This is a genomic window from Bradyrhizobium sediminis, from assembly GCF_018736105.1.
In the GTDB taxonomy this organism is placed as follows: domain Bacteria; phylum Pseudomonadota; class Alphaproteobacteria; order Rhizobiales; family Xanthobacteraceae; genus Bradyrhizobium.
This window is the reverse complement of sequence record NZ_CP076135.1, coordinates 1,194,721-1,221,011: the sequence shown is the minus strand read 5'-3', so window position 1 is coordinate 1,221,011 and position 26,291 is coordinate 1,194,721. Positions and strand designations below refer to the sequence as shown.

Below are 26,291 nucleotides of genomic sequence, written 5' to 3'. Positions count from 1 at the left end.
GGAGTTCACTTGCCGTAACTTTCCCGCATCTTCGCCTGGATCTTAGCCATGCCGGCGATCCAGCGATCGTAATCCTCGGTCTTCTTGCGCATGTAGCCCAGCACCTGCGGGTGCGGCAAGATGACAAAGGTCTCCTGTTCGAGCCCCTTCAGCACATCCTGCGCGACCTGTTCCGGCGAGAGGTCGCCGTCGCCGGACTGCGGGCCCTTCGGGATCGAGCGCAGCATATTGGTGTCGACGCCCTGCGGGCACAGGATCGAAACCTTGATGCCGTCGGCCTTGTGCGAGATCGCGAGATTCTCCGCAAACCCCACTGCGGCGTGCTTGGTGGTCGAATAGGCCGGACTTCCGACCTGCGACAGCAGGCCGGCGGCGGAAATCGTGTTGAGGAAATAGCCACCGCCGCGCGCCTTCATGCGCGGGATCAAATGCCGGGCGGCATAGACATGCGCCATGACATGGATCGCCCAGCTTCGCGCCCAGGGCTCGTCGGAATTGCCGCCGGCATTCACCGACAGCGGATCGAAGCCTCCGCCGATGCCTGCGTTGGAGCAGAACAGCGCGATCGGGCCGAACTTCTGCTCGGTCTCCTCGATGACGTGAAGGATGTTTTTCTCCTGCCCGACATCGCATTTGAACGCCGCGCCTTGAACCGATGCGGCGACGGCTTCGGCGTGGGCATGATCGAGATCGACGACGACGACCTTGGCGGCGCCGGCGCGGTGGAAGGCTTCGCACAGCGCGCGGCCGATGCCGTTGGCGCCTCCGGTGACAACCACGACCTTACCCGCCACCTGCATCGCCAGACTCCGATTATTGAAAGCTTCAGGTCAGAACCAGATCGAGCACAGCGGTGTAATGGCAGGCCGCGCCCAGCAGCACGAAGCAGTGCCAGATCGCGTTCTGGAAACGCAGCCGCTGCCACGCATGAAAGATGACGCCGAAACTATACAGCGCGCCGCCCGCGAGCACGAACCACAGCGCCAGGCTCGGCAGCGCCGACATTACCGCATCGTAGAGCATGATGCCGCTCCAGCCCATCGCCAGATAGAGGCCTACCGCGACCCGGTCGTAGCGGCCCGGCAGCGCCAGCTTGAGCACGACGCCGACGATCGCCACGCACCACACCCCGATCAGCAGCACGACCGCGAAGACGCTGTCCTTCAATTCCATGATGATCGGCGTATAGGTCGCCGCGATCAGCACATAGATCGCCGAGTGATCGAAGCGGCGCAGCACCCATTTGGCGCGCGACACCGGCCACAGATTGTAGGTCGCCGACAGCACCAGCATGGCCAACAGCCCGGCGGCGTAGACCGAGACCACAGCCACCTGGAACGCGGTGGCGTAGACCGCGGTCAGCACGATCAGCACGGTGGCCGCGACCACGCCGCAGAACACGCCGATGCCGTGCACGACGCCGTCGGCGATCAGCTCGGCCCGGTCGTAATTCCAGAGCATGGCGCCGGCCGCATGGACGGAGGTCGAGGCGAGTTGTTTCAATTTGAAGACGGTCATGGCGCCCCGGCAGGCTTCGGTAGCGAAGCGTTAAAACATACCTCCGGGGAGGTCAACGAAGCCGGACTTCTCCGCTGCAATCGCGTCCTAAGTATGAAACTTGATTTTGCCCGGCAAATCGCCACTTTCCCTTCATTCTCCCGCCGACGGCCTCCCTCAAACCGAGTTCTCCCCGCCCGCATGGCCCTCAGTTTTCAAGATATCGTCGAGGAAGCGCGCCTGTCGGCGCGGGCCCTGAAGGACTATGGCGACCATTTTTTCAATCCGACGGTCCGGCTTGGCGTCACCGGGCTGTCACGCGCCGGCAAGACCGTCTTCATCACCGCGCTGATCCACGGCCTCACCCGCGGCGGCCGCTTCCCGATCTTCGAACCGTTCGCAACTGGACGGATCGCCCGCGCCCGGCTGGAGCCGCAGCCCGACGACGCGGTGCCCCGCTTTGCCTATGAGAACCACGTCCGCACCCTGATCGAGGAGCGGCACTGGCCGAATTCGACGGTCGATATCAGCGAGCTCCGGCTCGTGATCGACTACCAGCGGCAGAACGGCGCCGACCGCACGCTGACGCTCGATATCGTCGACTATCCCGGCGAATGGCTGCTCGACCTGCCGCTGCTCAACAAGAGTTACGAGCAATGGTCGGCTGAGAGCCTCGCGCTGTCGCGGGAGCCGCTTCGCGCCGGGCTGGCGGCGTCATGGCACGGCCGTCTCGCCACCCTGGTCGCGGAAGCGCAGGCAGACGAACAGGCGGCACTGACGGCCGCGCGGCTGTTCACCGACTATCTGCGCGCCTGCCGCGACGAACGTTTCGCCATGAGCCTGCTGCCGCCCGGCCGTTTCCTGATGCCCGGCAATCTCGCCGATACCCCGGCGCTGACCTTCGCGCCGCTCGACCTGCCGGCCGGCGGGTCAGCCCCCGAGGGATCGCTGTGGGCGATGATGGTCCGGCGTTACGAGGCCTACAAGGACGTGGTGGTCCGTCCGTTCTTCCGCGATCATTTCTCGCGGCTCGACCGCCAGGTCGTGCTGGTCGATGCGCTCTCGGCCTTCAATGCCGGACCTGAGGCGTTGCACGACCTCGAAGCGGCGCTGGCGGGAATCCTGGATTGCTTCAGGATCGGGCGCAGCACCTTCTTGAGCACCCTGTTCCGGCCGCGGATCGACCGCATCCTGTTTGCCGCGACCAAGGCCGATCATCTGCATCATTCCAGCCACGACCGCCTCGAGGCGGTGCTGCGGCGAACCGTCGGCAGGGCCGTCGCGCGCGCCGAGGACACCGGCGCCGAGATCGACGTCATCGCGCTGGCCGCGGTCCGCGCCACCCGCGAGGCGCAGGTCGCGCGCGGCCGGGACAAGCTGCCCTCGATCGTGGGGACACCCGCCCCCGGCGAGGTCGCAAACGGCGAGACCTTCGACGGCGACACCGAGGTCGCGACCTTTCCCGGCGACCTGCCGGCCGACCCGGAAGAGCTGTTCAGGGGCGACAGCGCTTTTCGCGGCCTCTCCAGCGCCTCGGCCGAAAAGACCGACTACCGCTTCCTTCGCTTCCGTCCGCCCCTGCTCGATCACGAAGGCACCGATGAGCCGGCGCTGCCTCATATCCGCCTCGACCGCGCCCTCCAGTTCCTGATCGGAGACAGACTGCAATGAGCGAGCGCCCCCATCACCGGCGGCCGGCGACCTTCAAGCTCGACGACCCCGCCGTCATCGTGACGGATCCGGACGATTCAAGCCGCCCGTCCCGCGGCACCGTGCATGTCAGGCCGGAAGCAGATCCCTCGCTGCTGCCGGTCCTGATCGAGGCGCCGCTCGTTCCCGTGCAGCGCCGCTTTCGCTGGGGCATGGTGTTCTGGAGTGCGGTCGGTGGGTTGACCCTGCTCGGCCTCGGGCTGGGCGTGACCCGCCTGATCGAGGACCTGTTCGCACGCAGCGAGAGCCTCGGCATTGCCGGACTGGCCTTTGCCATCGTCGCCGCGCTGGCGCTTGCGATCGTTATCGCGCGCGAAGCCTTCGGGCTGGCGCGGCTTGCCACGATCGAAAAATTGCATCTGCGCGCCGGCGCCGTGCTGGTCAGCGACGATCGCGCGGAGAGCCGCGCCATCGTCCGCGATCTGCTGGGCCTTGCGCACCAGAACCCGCATCTGGCGCGAGCCCGCGCCGCGCTGCAGGGCCATGCCGGCGACATCATCGACGGCGCCGACATGATCCGGCTGGCGGAGCGTGAACTGATGACGCCGCTCGACCAGGAGGCGCGCCGGCTGGTCTCGTCGGCCGCGCAGCGCGTCTCGATCGTCACCGCCGTCAGCCCGCGCGCCTTGTTCGACGTGCTGTTCGTCTTCGTGGCGTCGCTGCGACTGATCCGGCAGCTGGCGCTGCTCTACGGCGGACGGCCGGGCGCGCTCGGCATGCTCAGGCTGATGCGCCACGTCATCGCGCACCTCGCCATCACCGGCGGCATGGCGGCGAGCGACAGCCTGATCCAGCAGGTGCTCGGCCACGGCATCGCGGCAAAACTGTCGCAGCGCCTCGGCGAAGGCGTCCTGAACGGGCTGCTGACCGCGCGGCTCGGGCTTGCCGCCATCGACGTCACCCGCCCGCTGCCGTTCACCGCCCTGCCGCGTCCCGCGCTGGCGGACCTCGCCAGGGATTTGTTGCGCAAACGCGACGGCGAGGGGTGAGAGATCCGGCGCGATTTCCTAAGCCCGGTCTTTCCTTGAACTCTCATCGCGTTGCGCCGCGGCTCCAATCTCAAGCGCGCTCCCAAGTCATCGAGGACAGGGTTGACCGTTCGGAAGTACGCACGGCTTTCCTGCCGCGGGCGGGGCTGGTCGTGCAACCGGAGGCGGCGGTGGTGGCGCACGCACGACAGGAGGCGGTGGCGGTGGCGCTCGCACCACAGGAGGCGGTGGCGGCGGCGCGCGCACCACCGGCGGCGGTGGCGGTGGCGCGCGCACCACAGGCGGCGGTGGCGGCGGCGCGCGCACCACCGGCGGCGGTGGCGGTGGCGCTCGCACCACAGGAGGCGGTGGCGGCGGCGCGCGCACCACCGGCGGCGGTGGCGGCGGCGCGCGCACCACAGGCGGCGGTGGCGGTGGCGCGCGCACCACAGGCGGCGGTGGCGGTGGCGCGCGCACCACAGGCGGCGGTGGCGAAGTTGGCGGTGTAACCGCAGGTGGCTTCGGCAGCGGTTGACCGCCAACTCCGGGCGGCGGTTGTCCTGTCAGCGATTTCGGCGCTTGCCCAGGCTGCGGGGAAGAAGGCGAAGGAGTAGCCAGCGGCCGACCTGCGACTGGTGGCTTGCCGCTTACTGGCGGCAGCGGTTGACCGCCAGCGCCGGGCAGCGGTTGTCCTGTCAGCGATTTCGGCGCTTGCCCGGGGAGAGTCGTTTGCCCCGGCGCAGGGGAAGCCGAAGGAGAAGGCAGCGGCTGACCCGCGACCGGTGGCTTGCCGCTTACCGGCGGCAGCGGCTGACCGCCAGCGCCGGGCAGCGGTTGTCCTGTCAGCGATTTCGGTGCTTGCCCAGGGAGAGTCGTTTGCCCCGGCGCAGGGGAAGCCGAGGGAGAAGGCAGCGGTTGACCCGCGACCGGTGGCTTGCCGCTTACCGGCGGCAGCGGTTGACTGCCGGCGCCAGGCAGCGGCTGTCCTGTCAGCGATTTCGGCGCCGGCCCCGGAAGAGCCGTTTGCCCAGGCGGCGAAGGAGAAGGAGTAGCCAGCGGCTGACCCGCGACCGGAGGCTTGCCGATTACCGGCGGTGCGCCGGGAGATGGCGTGCCTGGCGGGGTCGTCGTCTGAACCGGGATCGCTTTTGGCGCCACCGATGGTGGCAGCGCAGGTGCGAGCAAAGCGGCAGCACCCCCGCCGGCGGGAGCAATTTTTCCGCCGGCAACAGGCGACTGCGGCTGAGACGCGGGGGGTGGCGCCGGCGGTGTGAGTGTCTGGGTCTGTCCGCCTGGCTTGGTAACCGTCACGGTATTGGTCGTGTTGTTGACGATAACCGTGTTGTGGATGTTGTTGTAGATGACGTTATTCGGCGGCGGCGCGACGTATCGCGGCGGATTGACCCACACCGGTACCGGCACGTAAACCGGAACGGGAAGCACATAGGCATAGACCGGCGGTGGCGGCGGAGCCAATTCCACGAAATAGACCGGTCGCGGCGGCAGAAAGAATACCGGCGGTGGCGGCGGCGGCGCAAATCCGAAATCCGGATCGTCGAAAACCAGCACCGGCCGTTCCACGTAAATGATCTCTTCCGGCGGCGGCGGCGGCACGTCGTAGCTGATGATTTCGAATCTCGGCGGCGGCTCGAGCGCGGCCGTCAAATATGCCAGCCGGCGCCGCGCATCATTGGCGTGGAAGCCGTTCGGATAACGGCGCAGATACGACCAGTAAGCGGCCGGCGTATCGACGCTCCGGCTGCGCCGCCACGTTATGGCCTCGCGGCGGGCGGCAACAATCGCCCGCACGCGGCGTGCCATCGGATCGTTGGGATAGGCAACGAGGAAGTTTTCATAGTCCTGCAGATTGTCGCGATCGAGCGCCGCGAGATAGGCATCCCGCGCGTCAAGATCACGGATCGGCTTCGAGCGGATCGTTGAGGTCTGTTCGGGCGAAACCTGGGGCGGAGGCGCATCCGGCGCCCGCTCGAAGAAGTAGAACGGCGCCTGCAGCTTTGAAGCATTCCATGGCACTTGCGCGCCCTTGGTGATCTCGTTCACCCGAAGCCGGATCCGGTTGAACAGATCTGTCACCGGAAGGCCGCCCTCGCGCATCATCTCTGCAAGAGCCTGGGCATAGGATGAGTACGGACCGGCCTCGTTCTGCGCAACCGTTCCAGGCGCCGCGTTGAGGGCGATCAATGTTCCGGGATCCGGCTCGACAAGGGCCAAACCGCCCGCCAGCGGGGGGCCGGATTTGGCGAAAGGATTGGCCCGAGCCCCGTCAAGAACGATGATACTCGCCTTGATGCCGAGAGCTGCAAGCGGTTTGGTGTAGTCCGAAATGCGTAACGCCTCGGAGGAGACATTCGCATCACGTGCAATGTTCGCGTCCGTCGGCACAAAGTAGTTTTCACCTTCCAGCTGCAATCCGTAGCCGCTGAGGTAGACGAATGACACCGTATCGGGGCCTGCCGCGGAGACCTTGGCGATAAAATCCCGGAACGTCTTGCGCAGGGAATCCTGATCGAGGTCGCGAACCCCGACCACGTCGAAGCCGGCAGCCTGAAGGGTTTGCGCGATCAAACCGGCATCGTTGGCGGGTGTCGGAAGGGCTCCCGCTGAGTAATTTGCGTTGCCGACGACCAGCGCGATGCGCGTTTCCGCCGCATGGGCACCGGCCAAGGCCAAATCCCAGAAAAGAAGCACCGAGAACAAGACCAATACGAATTTGCGCTGATGCTTCATGAGAAACCCGCGATAAGGAGCCGATGCAGATTACCAAGCTTGCCACTGAACGAGGTCTGAATGGAAGCGGTCAGAAATAAGGCGGGCGGCTGATCACCGCCTGCCAGCACCCGCGGGCGATAGAGCGGCGAGTCCCTTGGCGGCGAAAGCTCGGGCGTCCAACCGGTGAGCTTTTCCAGCGCGTAGGTGTCCATCACGATGCCGCGCCAGCTGCGCTCGACCCGTTCGAGCGGCTCCCTGATCGCGGTCGTCGACCGCCATACCGGGCTGGTGTTGTCGGGCTCGCGTCCGACATAGAGGCCGGCGTGGCCGCGGATCGCATTCATGCCGGGATCGCGAAAGCCTTCGAACCTGCCGCGCTCGTTGATCTGGACGACGGGGACGCGGTCCTTGAAGAACCAGCGCAGCATGGCGTAGGTCCGGTAGTCCGTGGTGGCGATCCAGGTCGCGCCGGTCTTCTGCAATTGCGCCTGCGCGCGCTCGACCACCTGCTCATAGCCCGCCTCGCCGCCGATCGGGTCGGCCCGGCCGATAAAATTCCAGGGAGCGACGACGTAATAGAGGAAGACCGCAATGACGAAGACGACCCCGGAGGCGACCGCCACCTTCGCCCAGGCAATCGTTGACTGGATCATCCATGCCGGAAAACCGTCGCGCGGCAGCATCGCGATATTGATGGCCGTGGCGGCAAATCCGGCCGGCCACATAAACATCGGCCAGGTATCGCCGACCCTCAAGGACAGCGATTTCCAGAAGAAGTAACCGAACGGAACGATCACGGCGGTCGACAGCAGAATCGCCACCGCATCGCCGCGGCGATATCCCCGCCACGCCGTCAGCGCCACGCCCGACAAAACCACCGGCAGCAGGATGAACCCGACCAGCCCGAACTGCAGCCCGATATAGTCCCCGACGGTACGGAGCGACAATTCATGGGTCGCGGTGGCGCGCACCAGCTGAAACCGGAACGAGGCCCAGTCGTGCTGATAGTTCCAGATCAGGACCGGCAGAAACACCACGACCGCAATCAGCGCCGCGAGCCACGGATACGGGCTCGCCAGCCAGCGGCCGCGCCATTTCGGCACCAGCATGAAGGCCGCGGCCGCCGGAAGCAGCATTCCGGCGGTGAATTTCGACGACAGCGCCAACCCGGCGAAGACGCCTGCGGCCAACCACCAGCGCGCATCATTGCTCTCGGTGAGCCGCACCAGCGCCCAGATCATCGCCACCGCAAACGGAATCAGCGCCACATCGGGCGAGACCTTGGCCATCAACAGCCCGTAATAGAGTGCCGCCTCCGGCATCAGCAGCACCAGCGCGACCGCGCGGACATCATGGGTCACGCGCCGGACGATATCGGCAAGCAGGAGCTGTGTGACCAGCATCGCCACGATGCCGGCAAACCGCACGCCCAGATTAGTGTCGCCGAAGATGGCGGTGCCGAAGCGGATGAACCACGCAATGACGGGGGGATGATCGAGGAAGGACAGCGCGCCCTCCTTCGACCAGGTCCAGTAATAGGCCTCGTCGGTACGTAGATCGATCGCGCTTGCGTAGATCAACCGCAGCGCCGTCATCGCCACGATGGCGGCGGCAACCGCAAGCAGTTGCCGGGAGGCAGGACTGGCCGGCCTGGCGCTGGCCTGATCGGGCGGGGTGATCATCACGGCGCTTTCTCCCCGACTCCGGTGGGGGTGTCAACTTGCAGCAGCTTCGACATCAACTCCCCATGGCGTCCGGGCCGTTCCCCCACTAACATCGGCAACATCGGCAGAACCGCAGGATTAATCGACAGGACCAGATGGCCTCATTATCCCCGGAAGCGCTCATGAAATTCGTCCGCGGCATCAGCGTCCGGCAAATCCGGCTCTGCTGCGGACTGGTATTGTTCGCCTATCTGGTCAGCCACTTCCTCAATCATGCGCTCGGCAATATCTCGATGGAGGCGATGGCCGATGGGGTCTATTACCATACCCTGTTGTGGCAATTTCTCCCGGTCGCCATGTTGTTTTACACCGCGGCACTGGTCCATGCCGGTCTCGGCCTCTGGGCGCTTTACGAGCGCCGGCAATTCCGCTGGAAGGCGATCGAGCCGCTGCAGCTCGTGCTCGGCCTGAGCATTCCGGCGCTCATCATCACCCACATTGCCGGCGTGCGGCTCGGCCAGACGCTGTTCGGGCACGAAAAGCTTTATCCGCAGGTGCTTTTTGCGTACTGGATCGTGTGGCCATACAAGATCTGGCTGATGCTTGCGGTCATGACCGTCGCCTGGGTCCACGGCTGCATCGGTCTCTATTTCTGGCTGCGCATGAAAGCGTTCTACAGGAACGCGGCGCCGTTTCTGCTTGCGGCAGCGGTGCTGGTTCCGGCGCTGGCCATGCTCGGGCTCTATCAGGCCGGGCGAACCGTCGTCGACAACGATAGCAAGGAATGGAGGGCGGAAAATCTCTCGCCCCGGCAGGTCGGCACCCAAGCCGAACAATCCGTACTGAAGAGCATCGAGGATTATTTCCTGATCGGCTATCTCGGCCTGTTGGGATTCGTGATGCTGGCAAGGGGCGTCCGCGCCATCAACGAACGCCGGGCCGGCATGGTCAGCCTGTCCTACGGCAATGGCAAGACGGTTCGCGTGCCGAAGGGTCTCAGCGTGCTCGAGGCCAGCCTGCGCAATAATGTCCCGCATGCCAGCGTGTGCGGCGGGCGCGCTCGCTGCTCCACCTGTCGCATTCGCGTGATCGGCGACTGCGCCTCGCTGCCGGAGCCCTCCAAGCGCGAGGTGTTCGTGCTGAACCGCGTCGGGGCCGGCGCGGACCCTGCCATCCGCCTCGCCTGCCAGCTCAGGCCGGAGGCCGATCTATCCTTCTTCCAGATCTTCCTGCCGCAGATCACGGCGGCGACCTTGCGGACCTCAAGTCCGTCCCGCATCGGCGAGGAACGCTATCTCGTCAGCATGTTCGTGGACATGCGCGGCTCGACCAAGCTCGCGGAAAAGCGGCTGCCGTTCGACACCGTCTTCATCGTCAACCGCTTCCTCGGCGCGGTCTCGCAGGCGGTGATGGAATGCGGCGGTCAGCCCAATCAGTTCGTCGGCGACGGACAGCTGGCGCTGTTCGGACTCGGGACGGATCCGCAAACCGCCTGCCGACAGGCGCTCAGGGCCGCGAGCCTGATCGCTGCCAATATCGACGAATTGAATCAGTTCCTCAGCCACGACCTGCATGAGCCGATCCGCTTCGGCATCGGCATTCACGGCGGCGAGGTGATCATCGGCGACATCGGCTACCGCGATCACATGGTGTTCACCGCGCTCGGCGACGCCGTCAACGTCGCCGCACGGCTGCAGGATATGACGAAGTCCCTCGCCTGCGAGGCCGTCATTTCGGAAGAAGTTCGCGTCACCGGCGGCCTTGCGGCAGATAGCCTGCCGCAGCAGGAGGTCACGATCCGCGGCCGTGCCGAGCCGATGATCGTCCGCGCCGTCGCTGATGCAAAGACGCTGTCTGCGTTGGTTAATGAATTGAACGCTATCGCGGCCTGATCGCCGCGCGGCATCGCTGTGTGATGTTTTTCACACCTGAATAGTCGTTCAGGAAATTGTCTCCGAGCCACATGCTGTTTTCTCGAACCGCGCTCCCGAGGGCCGCGACTGATGTGCGATGGGTAAGACTGAAACCGAAACGATCAACCCGCGCCACGGCGCACATTCAGGAGAACGACCAATGCTTCGCAAACTCTCTCTCGCCCTCGTTGCCGCAGCTTCCCTCAGCGCGATGGCGCTGGCTCCCACCGCGGCTTCTGCCGGCGGCGGCGGCGGATGGGGCTTCCATCATCATCACCACCACCACGGTCTTGGCTTCGGCATCGGCTTCATCGGTAGCGGCTATGGCTACGGCGACGGCGGATGCTACCAGACCCGCCGCGTCTGGACCCCCTTCGGCTACCGCTTCCGCGTCGTGAACGTCTGCGCCTGGTGATCGGAACTTCGGTTTCGATCCGGAATCCCCGGTCGCCACATGCGGCCGGGGTTTCCTGTTTTGGCCGTTCTCTTCGTAATTCGGTCAAACCGGTAAATTTGTAATCACCGGTATTTCGTCGCTTCAAATGGTCGAAGAACCGGCAAAATGCGCGAATGCACCGCGATATCGATCGTTTTCCCCCAAAATCGGGATGAGGTTTGAGCTATCAAGCCTGCCCCATCCGGCGTATCGTAGCTTCGCGGGCATGCCGGTTTGCGGGGACCGGCGGCCCGTTTTTATTTTTTGATCCCGCGGAGACGACGTGATGGCTAAGGGTACCGTGAAGTGGTTCAACGCGACCAAGGGTTTTGGATTCATCCAGCCCTCGAGTGGCGGCAAAGACGTTTTCGTTCATATTTCGGCGGTCGAGAAAGCTGGCCTTTCCTCGCTCAACGAAGGACAGACGGTGGAATACGAAGAGGTTGCCAATCGCGGCAAGACCTCGGCCGAAAACCTCAAGGTTTGAGGCTGGGAGCGCGGTCCGCAACAGCGCACTCTCGGACGTAATCCGGGAGTGAGACTTTCAAGAACATCTCAAAAGAACCGAGTGCAATGGGCAGGAGCGGACATCGCTCTTGCGCGAATTGGAATCGGCGCAGAACGCGCTGGTTCGCTCAATCTTCCTTGACCCATTTTTCAACCGTCATGACATCCGGCAGTTGCGCGTAGCCGCGCGGCCACATGTCGACGACCCATTCGACCCGGGTCGCGCGGTCGACCAGCACCGCAGTGTTGTGCGGCGTCTGCAGCACCAGCGCGTTGCCCCGGTAACGCGGGTCGCCGATCGCGTGATGCTTGAGCAGGCCCCATTGCTGCAGCACCAGCAGCAGGCTGGTGGTGTTGCGGGTGGTGTCCCAGCAATCGTAATTGTGCTTGTCGTCGAAGTAGCGGAAATCCGCCTTGGCGACGCGTCTGTCGGTTCCGAGGATCGGCCCCATGCGGCGATCGAACCAGACCACCGCCTTCTGCACCGCCGCCCGTTCCGCCGCGGCCGAGCCGCGGCCCGCCGCCATGATCTGCGTCAGGGCGTTGCGGTCGTTGGCGGTGAAATCGAGTATCTCGCGGCGCCGGCACACGAAGCCGTAGCAAACCGTCATGCGCTGCGCCGTGGGAGGAAAAATCGACACCGTGCTGTAGAGCGCCGCGACCGGCGCGCTCAGTTCCGCCGCCGTTGCTGGCGGGACAGCGGTAAACGCCAAACCCAGAAGACATGCGGCTGAACTGCAAAACCCCGAGGTCTTGCCCGGTCGGCCGGATCGTTTCCGCCTCTCCGTCAGCGCCATCGTCTGCCAGGTTCAAACCGAAAAATCCCGCGAAAACTAATGCAGCGGTTCCACGGTGCCAAGATCGGCTGCATGATAGCACCCGGAAATCTTCAGGTCGCGTGGTCATGGCATTGGAACCCCTACCCCTTCCGTCCTTTGAGGCGGCCTACGCGCCGGACGACGGCGCCATCGCCGAGCGGCTGCTCGCAACGGCCAAGTTGAGCGCGGAACAGGACGCGCGGATCGACCGCACTGCGACGAACCTGATCGGCGCCATCCGCGCCAATGACGACCGGCTCGGCGGCGTCGAGGACATGCTTCGCGAATTCGCGCTCTCCACCAAGGAGGGGCTGGCTCTGATGGTGCTGGCGGAAGCCCTGCTGCGCGTGCCGGACAGCCGCACCGCCGACCAGTTCATCGAGGACAAGCTCGGCCAGGGCGACTTCATCCACCACGAGACCAGGTCCAGCGCGTTCCTGGTCAATGCCTCGGCATGGGCGCTGGGGATGTCGGCGCGCGTCATACAGCCCGGCGAAACCCCGCAAGGCACGATCGGGCGCCTCGCCAAGCGGCTCGGGATTCCCGCGGTGCGCGCCGCCACCCGGCAGGCGATGCGGCTGATGGGCAGCCATTTCGTGCTGGGCGAAACCATCGAGGCTGCGCTGGCGCGGGCGCATGCCTCCCTTGCCACGCGCTACTCCTTCGACATGCTCGGCGAAGGCGCGCGCACCGCCGCCGACACCGAGCGCTATTTCAATTCCTATGCGAGCGCGATCGAGACCATCGGCCGCGCCGCCGATGACCGGCCGCTGCCCGACCGGCCGGGCATCTCGGTCAAGCTCTCGGCGCTGCATCCGCGCTTCGATGCCGTGAGCAGACGGCGGGTGATGGCGGAACTGGTGCCGCGGCTGATCGATCTGGCGCGCCGCGCCCGCGGCTTCGACCTGAATTTCACCGTCGATGCCGAGGAAGCCGACCGGCTGGAGCTGTCGCTCGAGGTGATCGCAGCCGCGTTCAGCGACGCCTCGCTGAAGGGCTGGGACGGTTTTGGGCTGGCGATCCAGGCCTATCAGAAGCGCGCCGAGGCGGTGATCGCCTATGCCGACGAACTGGCACGCGCGCTGAACCGGCGGATGATGCTGCGGCTGGTCAAGGGCGCCTATTGGGACACCGAGATCAAGCGCGCGCAGGAGCGCGGCCTCGACGGCTATCCGGTGTTTACCCGCAAGGCCATGACCGACCTGAATTACGTGGCCTGCGCGCAAAAACTGCTGGCGCTGCGGCGGCGCGTCTTCCCGCAATTCGCCACCCACAATGCGCTGACGGTGGCGACCGTCCTCGAACTGGCCGGCGGTGAAGACGGATTCGAGTTTCAGCGTCTGCACGGCATGGGCGAGGCACTGTATGCGCAATTGCGCGAGGATCGCCCCAGGATCGCTTGTCGCACCTACGCCCCGGTCGGCAGCCACCGCGATCTGCTGGCCTATCTGGTGCGGCGGCTGCTGGAGAACGGCGCCAATTCTTCCTTCGTGGCGGTCGCAGCCGATGATGCCGTGCCGGTGGCCACGCTGCTGCGCCGCCCGGCCGATATCATCGGCGCAGCCGGCAACGCGCGGCATCCGAATATTCGCGCTTCCCGCGATCTCTATCGGCCGCAGCGGCAAAATTCGCGCGGCATCGAGTTCGGCGATCGGGCGGCCTTGAGCGAGTTGGTTTCGGCCGTCGCTGCGGAGGTTACCCTTGAAGCGGGAAGCATCGTCGATGCGACGCCGGAACAGGTGGATGCCGCGATGTCCGCCGCGCGCGAGGGATTCAAGCACTGGAGCCGGACGCCGGCGGATCGTCGCGCGAGACTTCTCGAACAGGCCGCCAGCCTGCTGGAGCAGAGAGCCGCGCATTTCATCGCGCTGTTGCAGCGCGAGGGTGGCAAGACCCTCGACGACGCGCTTTCGGAAGTCCGCGAGGCGGTCGATTTCTGCCGTTACTACGCCGCCGAGGGCCGCGAACTGCTTGGCCATGACAAAACCTTGCCGGGACCGACCGGCGAGAGCAATCGCTTGCGGCTGCGCGGTCGCGGCGTCTTCGTCGCGATCTCCCCGTGGAATTTTCCGCTGGCGATCTTTGTCGGCCAGGTCACGGCCGCCCTGATGGCCGGCAATGCGGTATTGGCAAAACCCGCCGAACAGACACCGCTGATCGCGGCCGAAGCGGTTCGCCTGCTGCACGAGGCCGGCGTGCCTACCTCGGCGCTGCATCTGCTTCCCGGCGACGGCAGCATCGGCGCCGCGCTGGTCGCGCATGAAGGCGTCGCCGGCGTCGTCTTCACCGGCTCGACCGAGGTCGCGCGGTCGATCAATCGCCGGCTTGCCGCCAAGGACGGCCCGATCGTGCCGCTGATCGCGGAGACCGGCGGCATCAATGCGATGATCGTCGATGCGACAGCGCTGCCCGAGCAGGTCGCCGACGACGTCGTGACCTCGGCATTCCGCTCGGCTGGCCAGCGCTGCTCGGCGCTGCGCCTCCTGTTCGTGCAAGACGACGTCGCCGACCGCATGATCGAGATGATAGCGGGCGCCGCCCGCGAATTGGCAATCGGCGACCCGCGCGACCCGGCCACCCATGTCGGGCCGGTGATCGATGCCGAGGCGAAGCAGCGGCTGGAGGCGCATATCGCGCGCATGAAGCGAGAAGCCCGCGTGCATTTTGCCGGCGCCGCTCCCGACGGCAACTACGTCGCGCCGCACATCTTCGAACTGTCGAGCGCGGATCAACTGACCGAGGAAGTGTTCGGACCGGTGCTGCATATGGTGCGCTATCCAGCGGACCGGCTCGATGCCGTGCTGCAATCGGTCGAGCGCTCCGGCTACGGGCTCACGCTCGGCATTCACTCGCGGATCGACGATACCATCGAGGATGTGATCGACCGGCTCCAGGTCGGCAACATCTACGTCAACCGCAACATGATCGGCGCCGTGGTCGGCGTGCAACCGTTCGGCGGCCATGGCCTGTCCGGCACCGGCCCCAAGGCCGGCGGGCCGCATTACCTGGCGCGATTTGCGACCGAACAGACGGTGACCGTGAATACGGCGGCGGCCGGCGGCAATGCGGCGCTGATGTCGGATGGGGATTAGAAGAATTTCCGTCATTGCGAGGAGCGCACGCGACGAAGCAATCCACTCCCGTCATTCCGGGATGGTGCGTTAGCACCAGACCTCAGATGTGCAATTGCACATCGGGGAATCTCGAGATACGGGGTTCGATGCTTCGCATCGCCCCGGAATGACGCTCACAGCCCGTTGCATCGCCCACCCAACATGGTTCAAATGGCGTTCGATCCTGATCGATCGCAGCAATAATTCCAGCACACGGACAAAACCAACAAAGGCACGGGAGCGACGGCATGATGGAAAAAGGCATTTTCGAGGGCCTCAAGGTTCTGGATTGCGCGAGTTTCATCGCAGCGCCCGCGGCCGCGACCGTGCTGTCCGACTTCGGCGCCGACGTAATCAAGATCGAACCGCCGGGTTCCGGCGATCCCTACCGCAACCTGCCGAACCTGCCGGGCTATCCCGCAAGCCAGCATAATTTCGCGTGGCTGCTGGAATCCCGCAACAAGAAGAGCCTCGCGCTCGATCTCTCGAAGCCGGAAGGCCAGGCGGTGCTGCATCGCCTCGCGGCCGAGGCCGACGTCTTCATCACCAATTTTCCGCCCGCGGTGCGCGAACGGCTCGGACTGACCCATGCCCAGCTGGCCCCGCTCAACGAGCGGCTGATCTACGCGTCGTTCACCGGCTACGGCGAAAAGGGCGAAGAGGCCAACAAGCCCGGCTTCGACAGCAATGCCTATTGGGCGCGCTCGGGCCTGATGGATCTGGTGCGCGCGGATGAAAACACCACGCCGGCGCGCTCGGTCGCCGGCATGGGCGACCACCCCTGCGCGATGGCGTTTTACGGCGCCATCGTCACCGCGCTCTACAAGCGCGAGCGCACCGGCAAAGGCTCGCATGTCAGCTCCAACCTGATGGCCAACGGCGTCTGGGCCGCCTCGGTGCTGGCGCAGGCCAAGCTCTGCGGCGCGAAATTCGGCGAGCGCCGCTCGCGCGAGCACGCACTCAACGCGGTCACCAATCACTATAAATGCAAGGACGGACGCTGGATCATCCTGTCGCTGCTCAACGAGGAGCGGCAATGGCCGGCGCTGGCGCGCTGCATCGGCCGGGAGGATTTCATCACCGACGAGAGGTTCGCCACCAAGCCCGGCCGGCACGCGCGTTCGCTGGAGCTGATCAGGATATTCGACGAGATCTTCGCCACCAGGACCCTCGCCGAATGGCGGCAGATCCTCGACGGCAACGGCCTGGTGTTCGGCGTGGTCGGCATCCTCGACGACATCCCCAACGACAGGCAGATGCTGGACAACGAGGTGCTGGTGCCGTTCGAGAACGACACCATGCTGACCATCAGCAGCCCGATCTGGGTCGACGGCAGCAAGAAGGTCCAGCCGCGCAAGCCGCCGGGGATCGGAGAGCACAGCGACGAGATTTTGCGCCAGGCGGGCTACGATGATGCGGCGATCCGGCAATTGCGGGCGTCCGGCGCGGTGGCGTGAAGGACTCGGGGGTCAGCGATCCAGTACACCGCGGCCCATCGATTCCATCGCTGAGGTCTCTCGGATACTGGATCACCCGATTTCGCTAGACTAGCGGCTCCCGACGAAGCACATCCCGATCCGCGAGGTCTTGCCCGCAGGCTGGCAGGCGAGACCCCTGGCGCAGGTCCAGGCGCGGAAGCTCGGGTCGTTGTCGGCGGCCTTCGCGCTTTGCTGGTAACAATGCGCGCCCCAGCCGTCGTAATAGCCGGTGCCCGCGAGTTCTCCCAGAAATTCCGACCTCGTGCGCAGTTGCGGGCGCTCGGAAAAACCCCGCGAATAATCCGGGCTGCTGCCCCATTTGACCGAGTTGAGAATATCGCGGCGGCGAATCTGATCGCCGAAGAAATGCGGCGACGCCGGAACGACCGTCGCGTTCGAGGGTTGGGCCGCCATCCAGTCGACACCCGGGAAATGGAAGCCGCCGATACCGCGCGTCTGATGACAACCCGAACAGGTGACATCGTTCAGCCGGCGCGCGAATCCGGCCACCGAGCGGATGTTGGCGGGCGTCACCCCGACTTCCGCGACTTTCCTGAGCGCAGCAACGACGTCGCTTTCGCTGAACACGGGGGGCGTTGTGGCGCCCTCGCCCTGCACCAGGCCGAACGCCGGCTGCAGTTCCGACGGATCAAAACCGGCGGGCGTGGCGGCGATCGCCGCCTTGGCCAGAAACCGTTCGGGTATCAGAACCGTGCCGCGATCGAATTCATTGAAACGTCTGGGATCGAGCAGCCAGGCCTTGAAGTCATGCGCGAGATTCCGGTCGGCCAAAATCCGCTCGCGATCGATCTGGTTTTCCATCGGTGCTTCCTCGAACACGCGCGCCTTCGGATCGAAGCGAAACACCTTCAACAGATAATCGGTGCGGAAATCGCGCACCGGCGATTTCGGCGCATGGGCGATCTGAAGATTGGTCTCGATACGGTCGACATCGGCAGGTTCGATGAATTCGAGCGGCCCGCCCGCCGACATCAGCCTGATCGCAAATTCTGCGCCGGTCTGTTGCCATTCGGCCGAAGCGAGCCAGCGCCGGGCGATCTCCTTGCAGGTGATGGCGATACCGCCGGGAACCGGTTTCTTCTCCCCCTTCGCCCGCAGCACCACGTTCAACGTCATCGGCAGCCGTAACGATTGCGCGTTCTCGACTGCCTCCGCATCGCCTGCGCGCGTGAGCCGGTAGATCAGCCGTATCTCGCCGCAGGTTTCCGGCGACACATAGGCCCGGTCCATCCGGTTGACGATGCCTGCCAGCACGAACCGCGAGCGACGGGAATAGAGCAGGTCGCGATCGAACATCTGCCAGTCATGGGACGTACCGACGCCGATGGTTTCTCCCGGCAGACTGGCACGATGGCGCGCCACATAACGCTCGAATTCACCATCGAGCGCCCGGCGGACCGGAGCCATCGACGGCAAGGCGAACAGCTCATCGTTGAGGATGGGAGCGGCGGCCGATCCTGCCGGCGCGACCAACGGACGCAAACCGAATCCGGCGCGGTCGGGCCGGTCCGACCGGTGCTCACGGAGATCGAGTTCGCGCAATGCCAGGGGATCGGTGACCGCGGCGCCGCGCTCCAGCGCCGCGCCTTCGACGGCATGCGCAGGCCAGGCGCTGCACAGCAAGACAAGGATGATGAAAAATTGCAACGCGCGGCCCATATCCTGACAAACACCGCGTCAGAGACCTCATTCCAGGCGTCTTGCGGGCGGCGTCTTTCCGGTCGGGAAAATAGCCGAGGAACGGACGGCATGTCTCGCCGCAATCCACATCCGGTCGGGCGATCGCTTCACGTCGCGGTGAAGCGATCGGGATCATGGGCTAGCGCGCGACGACGAGGCCCTTGCTGGTCACGACCACCCAGCGGCCGTCCTGCTTGCGGATCGCATCGATCCGGCCGAGGCCCGGCACCGGATCGCCGGCATAGACTTCAAAGATTCCCTGCCGTCCCTCGATCAGGGCGCCGCCATTGCCGACATCGCGCAGCACCCAGCCTTCGACCGTCGGCAACCTCGCCAGTTCGGGCTTGGGCACGGGCAATGGAACGGGCGCCGCGACCGCCGGGGGCGAGATCGAGCCGGTGATGTCCCTGGCCGCGACAGGCGCGGCGGCGACGGGCACCGGAACGGCGCGAAGTTTTTCCACGGCTTCGCTCAGCTTGGCGAGCTTGGCGGCAGGCTCCGCCTGCGCCTTCTCGACCTTGTCGAGACGGTCGCTGGTCTTGTTGTACTGGCTCAGGCCGGCCTTGGAAGTCTGCTCGACGCCGGCCTTCAGGGCCAGGAGTTCGGCATCGATCCGCGCCACGGAGGCTTCGAGAACCAGATTGCTCGATGCGGTCGAGCCTGCGCCGGCAAAATGCTTCACACCCGCAGTCGCCAGCGCACCGCCGAGCGCGCCCGCCACCGCCGCCAGCGCCACCACGGCCGCCACGGCGGAGACCCTGCGCTTGCCGAACATTCCGGCGTTCGGCTCGGATTCGATTTCCGGACCGCTGGCCTTGCCGTCCCAGGCGCGGTCGCCGGCCGACATGATCATGACCTTGCCGGGGGAGCGCGGCGCGTCCGCCTTGGGCGCCTCAGCCTTTGGAGTTTCGGGTTTGGGAGCTTCCGCCTTGGGAGTTTCAGCCTTGGCCGCGTCCAGCCTGGGGGCTTCGCCCTGCCCGGGCGCGAGACCGGGAGATTCGACCTCGGTTACCGCCTTCGGCGTTTCCTTCAGCGTGTCCTGCGCTGTCGCCGCGGACGCGTTGAGAGCGGCCGGCCCGGCGCTGACGGATCCGGATTCACCGCTGGTCTGCTCGGCCTGTTGTTCGCTCACGTTCGAAATCTCCAGTAAAGGTTGACCATTTGGTAACTTTCATTGCTTGCGAAATCGTTACCGGGTGGGGCCTTACGAAAATTTTAGGAACTCGTCGGGGCCGGTTTTCGCCCCCGCGGGCGAAGGTGGCGGTCCGGGCCTGGCTCATGTTGCTCTGCAGTATCCACCCGGACCGTCCCGATACGTCGTTTGCGCCGCGCCATTTCCCGACTAACATGGCGGCAGCGACCAGCCAGAAGGCGGGGGTGCTCCATGGCCATCGAGAAATGTATCAACGAGTTTGATGTCGATGACGTCATTTTTGAGGAAGGCTCGACCGGGCGCGAGCTGTTCGTGGTGCTCGAGGGCAAGGTCGACATCGCCAAGATCAACGGCGCCAGCAAGACCGTCATCGTAACGCTGGGCAAGGGCGAATTCTTCGGCGAGATGGCGGTCATCGACGGTTCGGCCCGCTCGGCGACCGCGATATCCGCAGCCCCCAACACAAGGGTGATGCGGATCAACCACGCCCGCTTCGTCTATCTGGTCAGCCAGCAGCCGGCGTTCGCGCTGATGATCATGGACGCGCTCTCAAGGCGTTTGCGGGCCTCCAACGCCGTCACCTTCCGGACCGCCAACCCATGAGCGACCGCAAGCCAAGCCCGTTTCCGATCCTCCTGAGCAACGACATCTGTTCGCTGATCCAGGCGGCCGAGGACGTCTACCAGATCCGCTTCAAGAACCGCGCCGCCAATGCCTATCTGGTGCGCGGCAAGTCCCGCACCGTCATGATCGACGTCGGGCTGTCGTCGAATTATCCGGCGCTGCTGGAATGCCTCCATCATGTCGGCTGCCCGCCCGACAAGATCGACATGGTGGTGCTGAGCCACGAGCATCTCGATCACATCGGCGCCGCCTATCATTTCCACGGCCGCACCATCATCGCCGCGCACCGGCTGGCCGCCAACAAGATCATGCTGCGCGACGACTTTTCGATGCTGCGCAAAATGTTCAACGAGCCGCCGGTGCCGATCAACATCGATATCTGGCTGGAGGAAGGCAACCTGATCGACCTCGGCAATTTCCGCCTCAACGTGATGTACACGCCGGGCCACACCTCGGCCTGCATCAGCCTGTTCGATCAGGACCAGGGACTGTTGTTCGCCTCCGACACCCTGATGCCCGGCGGGGTGATGGGCGGCGTGTTCGGATCGGGCAGCATCGCCGACTACATCCAGTCGCTGGAGCGGCTGAAGGGTCTGAATTCAAGGATCCTGCTGTCCGGACACGGCCGGCTGTCCGATACCCCGCAGGACGACGTCCGGATCGCGATCCAGCGTTCGCACGGGCTGTTGTCCGACACCGCGCAACTGTTCGACGCGCTTGATGCGCGCTCGAATTTCGAGCCGATCATGCAATCGGTGCGCGACCTCAACAAGCTCGACGACGGCTGAGGCGCCTTCCATCCGTTTGACAAGTGGCCCGCCGGTCTGCTCAAAAGCAGTCAACAACGAAGCTGCCACAAGAAACATGGGGAGAGATATCTGATGAAATTCTACGACTCGGTCGGACCGAACCCGCGCATTGTCCGCATGTTCATGGCGGAAAAGGGCATCGACATCCCCAAGCAGACCGTCGACCTGCGCGGCGGCGAAAACCGGCAGGAGCCGCATCTCAAGCGCAATCCGATGGGCCAGATGCCCACCCTCGAGCTCGATGACGGCAGCTATCTGTCGGAGATCACCGCGATCTGCGAATATCTCGAAGAGAAGAATCCGAAGCCGGCGCTGATCGGCTCGACGCCGGAAGAGCGCGCCGAATGCCGGATGTGGACCCGGCGCGTCGATCTCAACATCTGCGAGCCGCTCGCCATGGGTTATCGCTTCGGCGAAGCCTTGAAATTCTTCGAAAAGCGGATCCCGGTCGCGCCGGAAGCCTCGCCCGGCCTCAAGATGATCGCGGCGAACCGCCTGAAATGGCTGAACGAACAGATGGCAGGCAAGGAATATCTGTGCGGCAAGCGCTTCACGATGGCGGACGTCCTGCTGTTCGGCTGGCTCGAATTCGGCAACCAGGTCGGCCAGCCGCTGGATCCCGCCAACACCAATATCGTGGCATGGATGGCGCGCGTTGGCGCGCGGCCGTCGGCGAAGGCGTAGCAAATTCAACTATCGTCATTCCGGGGCGATGCGAAGCTTCGAGCCTGGAATCTCGAGATTCCCCGATGTGCAATTGCACATCTGAGGTTCGCGTCCTCGACGCGCCCCGGAATGACGGCCAGACCTACATCACCACCGGCGCATCCGGCAGTTCGTTGCGGCCCGCCCCTTGCGGCGGGAAATGCGCCGCCAGGTGCCGCGACACTGCCCCGATCCCCTTGATCACGCCGCCAGCGAAATTGCCCGCCCTGAAATCGGTCTCCATCGCCTTGCAGATTTCTTCCCAGCCGGCGGCGCCGACCTTGGCGTCGATACCGCGGTCGGCGATGATCTCAAAGTCGCGATCGGCCAATAGCAGGTAGATCAGCACGCCGTTGTTGTGCGCGGTGTCCCAGATCCGCAGTCGCGAAAAAATATCCAGCGCGCGCTCCCGCGCCGGCTGATCGCGGAACAACGGAGCGCCATCGAGCGCGCCCTCCACGACGAAGCGAACCTGCCCGGAATGCGTGGCCTCGCCCGCCTTGATCGCGCGTTCGATCGAAGCCATCACCTCCGGCGGGAAAATGCGTCGTACCCGCCAGCGATGTTCAACAAGATGCCTGCCGATGCGCCTGATGCCCATATCCTACCAGCTCCCAGACATCTACCATCTCCCCGACGCGCCACCGCCACCAAAACTGCCGCCACCGCCGCTGAATCCGCCGCTCGAGCTGCTGCCTCCCGAAGACGAGCCGCCGGACCAGGTGCCGCCTCGCCCGCCTGACGACGCGATGCTCTCGCCAAACATGGTGAGGACGAACGCAATGATCGCAAGGATGATCGACAGCCCCAGCGATCCGACCAGAAGCCATGCCAGCACTCCGACCACGCCGCTCGTCGCCACCGAACCGATCAGCCTGCCCAGCGCGCTCCGCAGGATGCCGCCGACAATGAAGAGGGAAAAGATGACGAACGGATTGAAAGGATCGATATCGCTCAGCAAGCCGGAACTCTGCCGCTGCTCCGGCGCCGGCAATTTCTCGCCGTCGATGACGCGGATGATGCGGTCGACGCCGGCGGAAATGCCGCCGGCGAAATCGCCGCTCCTGAATTTCGGCGTAATGGCCTCGTCGATGATGCGTTTGGCGGTGACGTCGTTGAGCGCACCTTCGAGGCCGTAGCCGACCTCGATGCGCAGCCTGCGGTCGTCCTTGGCCACGACCAGCAGCGCGCCGTCGTCGATCTTCTTGCGTCCGATCTTCCAGGCTTCCGCCACCCGGATTGCGAATTGCTCGATGGTCTCGGGCGACGTGGTCGGCACGATCAGTACCGCGACCTGGCTGCCCTTCCGCGCTTCGAGGTTCTTCAGCGTCTGGGTCAGCGAAGCGATGTCGCCGCCGGACAGCGTCCCGGTCTGATCGACCACGCGCCCGGTGAGCGGCGGCACCGCGACGTCGGCCGCCGCCGCAAACGAGAAGCACAGCAGCAGCGCAAGAAAGGCGGCTCTTGCAGCGTTCATCGCGGCCAATTCTCAGTTGCCTGGATCATGATCCGATGAGGTTGAATTGGATCATGATCTCACCTCTCCGTTTGAGCATGATCTCTTCGGAAAACCGGTTCCCACTTTTCCGGATCATGCTCTGCCGGCCTACTTTGCCGCCGGCGCTGGACTGAAATCCACCTTCGGCGCGGTCGAGATCGCCTTTTCGTTTTCGACCGAGAAATTCGGCTTCTCCTTGTAGCCGAACGCCATCGCGGTCAGGTTGTTCGGAAAGGTGCGGATGCCGACGTTATATTCCTGCACTGCCTTGATGTAGCGGTTGCGCGCCACCGTTATGCGATTCTCGGTGCCTTCGAGCTGCGCCATCAGATCCTTGAACAAGGCGTCCGATTTGAGCTGCGGGTAGTTCTCGGTCACGACCAGCAGTCGCGACAGCGCGCTCGACAGTTCACCCTGGGCGGCAGTGAATTTCTGGAACGCGGCGGGGTCGTTGAGCACCTCCGGCGTCGCCTGGACGCTGCCGACCTTGGCCCGCGCATTGGTGACGCCGAGCAGCACGTCCTTTTCCTGCTGCGCAAAGCCCTTCACCGAATTGACCAGATTGGGCACGAGGTCGGCGCGGCGCTGGTACTGGTTGACGACCTCGGACCAGCCCGACTTGACCTGCTCGTCATTGGTCTGGATCGCATTATAGCCGCAATTGGTGAGACTCAGCGACGCCAGCGCCGCCAGCACGGTCCATAATCTGCGCATCGAAATTTCTCCCGTTGGAATTCTCCGCAAGGTAGCAGAACCGCCCGGAACTTCCACGCCGTCATTCCGGGGCGATGCGGAAGCATCGAACCCGGAATCTCGAGATTCCGGGTTCGCGCTCGTGCGCGCCCCGGAATGACGGCTGTTCTGGCCTATTTTGCGCCAATGGCCCTTGCCTATCATTTGATGAAATAGTCAACATGGCCAAAACAAGAGGAAACCGTCCATGACCGCCTATGAGACCATCATCGTGGAACGGCCGGAGCCGCGCATCGCGCGGATCGTGATGAACCGGCCCGAGGCGCGCAACGCGCAGAACCTGCAGATGACCTACGACCTCAACGCCGCATTCGATGCCGCGGTGCAGGACGATGCGGTCAAGGTCATCATCCTGGCCGGCCACGGGCCGCATTTCTCGGCCGGGCACGATCTGCGGGCCACGGGAAAGAACGAAGCCGGCGTGGATTTTCCGCCGATCGGAAATTGGGGCGGTTTCGCCGAGCCGAACGCCCATGGCCGCTTCGCCCGCGAGCAGGAGATCTACCTGCAGATCACCCGGCGCTGGCGCAATCTGGCCAAGCCGACGATCGCCGAAGTTCACGGCAAGTGCATCGCCGGCGGGCTGATGCTGGCTTGGGCCTGCGACCTGATCGTCGCCAGCCATGACGCCGAGTTCTGCGATCCCGTGGTCACCATGGGCGTGTGCGGCGTCGAATGGTTCGTGCATCCCTGGGAACTCGGCCCGCGCAAGGCCAAGGAGTTGCTGTTCACCGCCGACGCCTGGAGCGCAGAGGAGGCGCACCGGCTCGGCATGGTCAATCACGTGGTGCCGCGGCCCGACCTCTCGTCATTCGTGATGAAGCTGGCCGAGCGGATCGCCGCCAAGCCTTCGTTCGCGCTGAAGCTGACCAAGGAAGCCGTCAACCGCTCGGTCGACGTCATGGGCCAGCCCGCGGCGATCGATCAGGCGTTCGCGCTGCATCAGCTGTGTCACGCGCATAACCTGCAGGAATTCGGCATGGTGGTCGATCCCGCCGGACTGCATCCCTCGGTCAAGAAATCAGTCCAGGTATAACCGTTCGAGCAAAAGAGATCAGATGGACCTTACCTTAAGCGACGAGCAGCGCCTGCTGCGCGAAAGCGTCGACCGCTTCATCGCCGAGACCTACACCGCCGATCACCGCCGCCGCGCAGCGAACGAACCGGCAGGCTGCAGTCCCGCGATCTGGAAACAGTTCGCCGAACTCGGCTGGCTGGCGCTGCCGATCGATGAGGCCTATGGCGGGCTCGGCGCCGGCGCGGTGGAAACCGGCATCGTGATGGAAGCCTTCGGGCGCGGGCTGGTTTCCGAACCCTATCTGTCGACGGTGGTGATCGGCGCCGCGCTGGTCGCCGCCTGCGGCACCGACGCGCAGAAGCAGGCCATCCTGCCCAGGGTCGCCGACGGCTCGCTGTTTCTCGCGTTGGCGCATTCCGAACGCGCCGCGCGCTTCGATCTGGCCGAGGTCGGGACCACGGCGGTAAAGATGCCGGACGGCTGGCGCCTCGACGGCCAGAAGATTGCCGTGCTCGACGGCAACGCCGCAGGGCAGATCATCGTCTCCGCCCGGGTCGCCAACAACAACGGCGCATCCGGGAAATTGTGCCTGTTTCTCGTTCCCGCCGATACGCCCGGCCTCACGCGGCGCGATTATGCGCGGCTCGGCGGCGGCCGCGCCTGCAATCTCGATCTTGCAGGCGTCCGCCTTCCCGCCGAGGCCCTGCTCGGCGACGGCGGCGACGCGCTGGCCGCGATCGAGGCCGTGGTCGATCGTGCGATGGCGGCACTCGGTTCCGAAGCTGTCGGCATCATGCAGACGCTGCTCGACACCACGCTCGAATACGCCAAGATCCGGAAACAGTTCGGCCGGCCGCTGTCCGCCAACCAGGTGATCCGCCACCGCCTCGCCGACATGGCGATGCAGACCGACGAGGCGCGTTCGATGGCGTTGCGCGCGGCGCTGATGGTCGACGCCGAACCGGTGGCGCGCAGCCGCGCCGCCTCGGGCGCCAAGGCAAAAATCGGCAAATGCGCCCGCTTCGTCGCCGAACAGTCGGTGCAGCTGCACGGCGCCATGGGCGTCACTGAAGAGCTCGACATCGGCTCCTACTTCAAGCGGCTGCTCGCCTTCGACACCCTGTTCGGCGGCAGCGCCCATCATTATCGCCGCCACGCCGCATTGGGCGGGCGGGCGCACGCATAAAGGAGCGCCA

The 26,291-nt window shown here is 65.0% G+C and carries 22 protein-coding genes; 12 read left to right on the top strand and 10 right to left on the bottom strand.

Annotated elements, in window-relative coordinates:
• Positions 1 to 5 precede the first annotated feature (5 nt).
• Entirely contained in the window at positions 6 to 800 is a 795-nt protein-coding gene (locus tag KMZ68_RS05885; RefSeq protein ID WP_215614905.1) for an SDR family oxidoreductase, read from the bottom strand.
• Positions 801 to 825: 25 nt separating this feature from the next.
• Positions 826 to 1,518, bottom strand: a complete 693-nt coding sequence (gene trhA, locus KMZ68_RS05880) for a PAQR family membrane homeostasis protein TrhA (RefSeq protein WP_215614904.1) — start codon at positions 1,516 to 1,518, stop codon at positions 826 to 828.
• A 180-nt stretch (positions 1,519 to 1,698) separates the two neighbouring features.
• Between trhA and KMZ68_RS05875 the strand changes: the two genes are divergently transcribed.
• Together KMZ68_RS05875 and KMZ68_RS05870 are read left to right on the top strand one after the other, a co-directional pair.
• Positions 1,699 to 3,168, top strand: a complete 1,470-nt coding sequence (locus KMZ68_RS05875) for a YcjX family protein (protein WP_215614903.1) — start codon at positions 1,699 to 1,701, stop codon at positions 3,166 to 3,168.
• Positions 3,165 to 4,196, top strand: a complete 1,032-nt coding sequence (locus KMZ68_RS05870) for a YcjF family protein (RefSeq protein ID WP_215614902.1) — start codon at positions 3,165 to 3,167, stop codon at positions 4,194 to 4,196. The genes KMZ68_RS05875 and KMZ68_RS05870 overlap by 4 nt, the downstream gene beginning before the upstream one ends.
• A gap of 87 nt (positions 4,197 to 4,283) precedes the next feature.
• Here the strand turns inward: KMZ68_RS05870 and KMZ68_RS05865 are convergent, their stop codons facing one another.
• Positions 4,284 to 6,923: a caspase family protein gene (locus KMZ68_RS05865; protein ID WP_215614901.1), complete on the bottom strand. Its 2,640-nt coding sequence runs from the start codon at positions 6,921 to 6,923 to the stop codon at positions 4,284 to 4,286.
• Positions 6,920 to 8,500 (bottom strand): glycosyltransferase family 39 protein, encoded by a 1,581-nt coding sequence (locus KMZ68_RS05860; RefSeq protein WP_249779613.1) that lies wholly within the window; start codon positions 8,498 to 8,500, stop codon positions 6,920 to 6,922. The genes KMZ68_RS05865 and KMZ68_RS05860 overlap by 4 nt, the downstream gene beginning before the upstream one ends.
• A 224-nt stretch (positions 8,501 to 8,724) precedes the next feature.
• On the opposite strand from KMZ68_RS05860, the gene KMZ68_RS05855 reads away from it, so the two are divergent.
• The 3 genes from KMZ68_RS05855 to KMZ68_RS05845 all read left to right on the top strand — a co-directional run bounded on the left by KMZ68_RS05855 (position 8,725) and on the right by KMZ68_RS05845 (position 11,405).
• The gene (locus tag KMZ68_RS05855; protein WP_215614900.1) at positions 8,725 to 10,461 is read left to right on the top strand and encodes an adenylate/guanylate cyclase domain-containing protein; all 1,737 of its coding nucleotides are present in this window, start codon (positions 8,725 to 8,727) and stop codon (positions 10,459 to 10,461) included.
• 181 nt (positions 10,462 to 10,642) lie between these two features.
• On the top strand, positions 10,643 to 10,897 hold the full coding sequence (locus tag KMZ68_RS05850; RefSeq protein ID WP_215614899.1) for a hypothetical protein: 255 nt from the start codon (positions 10,643 to 10,645) through the stop codon (positions 10,895 to 10,897).
• A gap of 307 nt (positions 10,898 to 11,204) precedes the next feature.
• Complete coding sequence (locus KMZ68_RS05845; protein WP_029584170.1) at positions 11,205 to 11,405, top strand: cold-shock protein; 201 nt, start codon at positions 11,205 to 11,207, stop codon at positions 11,403 to 11,405.
• A 148-nt stretch (positions 11,406 to 11,553) separates the two neighbouring features.
• Here KMZ68_RS05845 and KMZ68_RS05840 read toward each other — a convergent pair whose 3' ends face one another.
• Positions 11,554 to 12,138, bottom strand: a complete 585-nt coding sequence (locus KMZ68_RS05840) for a hypothetical protein (RefSeq protein ID WP_249779535.1) — start codon at positions 12,136 to 12,138, stop codon at positions 11,554 to 11,556.
• Between the two features lie 191 nt (positions 12,139 to 12,329).
• Between KMZ68_RS05840 and putA the strand changes: the two genes are divergently transcribed.
• Together putA and KMZ68_RS05830 are read left to right on the top strand one after the other, a co-directional pair.
• Positions 12,330 to 15,335: a bifunctional proline dehydrogenase/L-glutamate gamma-semialdehyde dehydrogenase PutA gene (putA, locus tag KMZ68_RS05835; protein WP_371741417.1), complete on the top strand. Its 3,006-nt coding sequence runs from the start codon at positions 12,330 to 12,332 to the stop codon at positions 15,333 to 15,335.
• Between the two features lie 272 nt (positions 15,336 to 15,607).
• Positions 15,608 to 16,813: a CaiB/BaiF CoA transferase family protein gene (locus tag KMZ68_RS05830; protein WP_215614898.1), complete on the top strand. Its 1,206-nt coding sequence runs from the start codon at positions 15,608 to 15,610 to the stop codon at positions 16,811 to 16,813.
• A 90-nt stretch (positions 16,814 to 16,903) separates the two neighbouring features.
• On the opposite strand, the gene KMZ68_RS05825 is transcribed toward KMZ68_RS05830, so the two are convergent.
• The gene (locus KMZ68_RS05825; protein ID WP_215614897.1) at positions 16,904 to 18,514 is read right to left on the bottom strand and encodes a hypothetical protein; all 1,611 of its coding nucleotides are present in this window, start codon (positions 18,512 to 18,514) and stop codon (positions 16,904 to 16,906) included.
• A gap of 160 nt (positions 18,515 to 18,674) precedes the next feature.
• Entirely contained in the window at positions 18,675 to 19,667 is a 993-nt protein-coding gene (locus KMZ68_RS05820; protein WP_215614896.1) for a hypothetical protein, read from the bottom strand.
• Between the two features lie 252 nt (positions 19,668 to 19,919).
• Between KMZ68_RS05820 and KMZ68_RS05815 the strand changes: the two genes are divergently transcribed.
• From KMZ68_RS05815 to KMZ68_RS05805, 3 genes are all read left to right on the top strand, one after another.
• Positions 19,920 to 20,291, top strand: coding sequence for a Crp/Fnr family transcriptional regulator (locus tag KMZ68_RS05815; RefSeq protein ID WP_215614895.1), 372 nt, complete (start codon positions 19,920 to 19,922; stop codon positions 20,289 to 20,291).
• Entirely contained in the window at positions 20,288 to 21,100 is an 813-nt protein-coding gene (locus KMZ68_RS05810; RefSeq protein ID WP_215614894.1) for an MBL fold metallo-hydrolase, read from the top strand. Before KMZ68_RS05815 ends, KMZ68_RS05810 begins: the two co-directional genes overlap by 4 nt.
• Positions 21,101 to 21,193: 93 nt before the next feature.
• Positions 21,194 to 21,805 (top strand): glutathione S-transferase family protein, encoded by a 612-nt coding sequence (locus tag KMZ68_RS05805; RefSeq protein WP_215605134.1) that lies wholly within the window; start codon positions 21,194 to 21,196, stop codon positions 21,803 to 21,805.
• 124 nt (positions 21,806 to 21,929) lie between these two features.
• Here the strand turns inward: KMZ68_RS05805 and KMZ68_RS05800 are convergent, their stop codons facing one another.
• From KMZ68_RS05800 to KMZ68_RS05790, 3 genes are all read right to left on the bottom strand, one after another.
• Entirely contained in the window at positions 21,930 to 22,427 is a 498-nt protein-coding gene (locus tag KMZ68_RS05800; protein ID WP_215605133.1) for a TPM domain-containing protein, read from the bottom strand.
• A 21-nt stretch (positions 22,428 to 22,448) separates the two neighbouring features.
• Positions 22,449 to 23,303, bottom strand: coding sequence for a TPM domain-containing protein (locus tag KMZ68_RS05795; RefSeq protein ID WP_215614893.1), 855 nt, complete (start codon positions 23,301 to 23,303; stop codon positions 22,449 to 22,451).
• Positions 23,304 to 23,432: 129 nt separating this feature from the next.
• Positions 23,433 to 24,038, bottom strand: coding sequence for a LemA family protein (locus KMZ68_RS05790; protein WP_215614892.1), 606 nt, complete (start codon positions 24,036 to 24,038; stop codon positions 23,433 to 23,435).
• Between the two features lie 226 nt (positions 24,039 to 24,264).
• On the opposite strand from KMZ68_RS05790, the gene KMZ68_RS05785 reads away from it, so the two are divergent.
• A complete protein-coding gene (locus KMZ68_RS05785; RefSeq protein ID WP_215614891.1) occupies positions 24,265 to 25,113 on the top strand; it encodes an enoyl-CoA hydratase in 849 nt (282 codons plus the stop codon).
• Positions 25,114 to 25,135: 22 nt separating this feature from the next.
• On the top strand, positions 25,136 to 26,281 hold the full coding sequence (locus KMZ68_RS05780; RefSeq protein WP_215614890.1) for an acyl-CoA dehydrogenase family protein: 1,146 nt from the start codon (positions 25,136 to 25,138) through the stop codon (positions 26,279 to 26,281).
• Positions 26,282 to 26,291 lie beyond the last annotated feature (10 nt).